The sequence below is a fragment of the Polaribacter sp. genome (assembly GCF_039939415.1).
Taxonomy (GTDB): Bacteria; Bacteroidota; Bacteroidia; order Flavobacteriales; family Flavobacteriaceae; genus Polaribacter.
This window is the reverse complement of sequence record NZ_JBDVJE010000019.1, coordinates 1-2,211: the sequence shown is the minus strand read 5'-3', so window position 1 is coordinate 2,211 and position 2,211 is coordinate 1. Positions and strand designations below refer to the sequence as shown.

The following is a 2,211-nucleotide window of genomic DNA, read 5'->3' as shown; positions in this document are numbered from 1 at the left end:
ATATTTAGTGTTATAAAACTTTAAGTTATATGGCAAATATTAATATTCATAGAAAAGAACTGTTTATAGAAAGTAATTTACTAACGAGTAAACAAGTTGCCGAAATTGAAAGAATTAAAATTATTTTAAATAAATCATTTTTAAAAACTGCACTAAACCACGGATTTATTTCTAGATATCATTATAACAAAGTTATAGAAGGGTTTAAGTTCTCTACTCATACTTTTAATTTTGATAAAATTGATGATTATAAATCTTTTTCTAAAACACATGAACGATTTAATTTATTTTTAAATACTTTAATATTTCCTATTGAGCACAACCATAAAGTTGCTTTTATAGTTGCAGACCCTTCTGATAAAAACAATATAAGATTAGTAGAAGAAGAATTACAAATAAAAGTTTCTGAAATTTTTGTTGCTAATGAATTAGATTTAAATAAAGCGCTACATGTAAAATACGGAGATGAAATCTTACATAAATCTGTTTTTCACTTATATGAAAATGACCCAAATAGTTGTGCTATTGAAACTTTTACCAAAAATCAAGTAATAGCTTTAGGTATTCTTTTTTTTATCTTTTTAGTGTTTTTATATTTTAATTTTGTAGACACTTTAATAGGAGCTAATTTACTAATAAATAGCTTCTTATTATTTTCTATATTATTTAAATTTATGCTTACCATACATGGTTCTAAAACAGAACTAGAAAGTAAAGTAAGTAAAGAAGAAATAGATTCTATTACAGATAAAGAACTACCTATTTATACAATACATTTACCTGTTTTTAAAGAATCTGAAGTAATACAAAAATTAGTTTGGAACTTAAATAGTTTAGATTATCCAATAGAAAAACTTGATGCTAAATTATTAATAGAATCTGATGATGCAATGACTTATAATGCCATTAGAGAAATGAAGTTTCCTACTAATTTTGAACCCATTATAATACCCTATGCACAACCAAAAACAAAACCAAAAGCTTGTAATTATGGTTTGTACTTTTCTAAAGGTAAATATTTAACTATTTACGATGCAGAAGACATACCAGATAGTGATCAACTAAAACAAACTTATAAACTTTTTAATAAATTACCAGACAATTACATTGCAATTCAATGTGCTTTAAATTACTTTAATAAAAGTGAAAACTTTTTAACCAAAATGTTTACACTAGAATATTCTTATTGGTTTGATTATATGTTACCAGGTTTAGATAGTCTTAGAATTCCTATTCCGTTAGGTGGTACTAGTAATCATTTTAAATTTGATAAATTAATGGAATTAGGTGGTTGGGATGGATTTAACGTTACAGAAGATGCCGATTTAGGACTACGTTGCTACGCAAAAGATTATAAAATTACTGTTTTAGACTCTACAACTTATGAAGAAGCTAATAACGAATTTTTTAATTGGATTAGACAACGCTCTAGATGGATTAAGGGTTATATGCAAACATATTTAGTTCATATGAGAAAACCTTTAAAACTATATAAATCTATTGGTGCTAGAGGTTTTTTTGGATTTCAATTTTTTATAGGTGGTACCGTTTTTACTTTTTTAAGCTATCCTGTTTTGTTAATTTTTTTACTAATTTACATTACTTTTAAAAGTAAATGGATAGAATTACTTTTTCCTGATTGGTTAATAATTATTTCTTTAATAAATTTTACTTTAGGTAATTTAATCATGATTTATACCAATATGATTGCTATTTTTAAGAGAAGTTCTTATTCTTTAATCATATATGCTTTAGCAAATCCTGTGTATTGGTTAATGCATTCTATAGCTGCTTATAAAGGATTAAACCAGTTAATAACCAAACCTTTTTATTGGGAAAAAACTAATCATGGATTAACTAAGAAAAAGAATTAAATAAAAAGGTATGGAAACAAAAAAATCAAAAAGCAGTACTTTAGTTTTTTTTATAATATGGTTTACCTACATTGCTGTTTTTGGTTTAATAACAACAATAATTCGTAATAATGGTTATCTAAATTTTGAACCTTCTTATATAACTAATCATCTAAATACTTTATTTTATAAAGGTGAGTTGGTTAAAAACTTTTTTTTATCATACCCGCTTTTAACAAATATTCTTGCCTATCCTTTTTCTATATTTAGTAATGAAGATGCTCCTTTTTTTGCTTCAATTTTTTACACTTCTTTATTTACTACTATTGTTGTTACAATAGTAGGTAAGAATAAAAAT

General features: G+C 24.6%; 2 protein-coding genes. Both read left to right on the top strand.

Annotated features, from left to right (window positions below):
• The first annotated feature begins 29 nt into the window (after nucleotides 1–29).
• Nucleotides 30–1,874, top strand: coding sequence for a glycosyltransferase family 2 protein (locus tag ABJG40_RS03580; RefSeq protein ID WP_348023212.1), 1,845 nt, complete (start codon nucleotides 30–32; stop codon nucleotides 1,872–1,874).
• Nucleotides 1,875–1,884: 10 nt separating this feature from the next.
• The coding region (locus ABJG40_RS03575; protein WP_348023211.1) for a hypothetical protein at nucleotides 1,885–2,211 on the top strand (327 nt) is incomplete at its 3' end.

Bases quoted from the DNA above. Each gene is read 5' to 3' on its own strand.
- ABJG40_RS03580 (WP_348023212.1), top strand. From the start codon at position 30: ATGGCAAATATTAATATTCATAGAAAAGAACTGTTTATAGAAAGTAAT.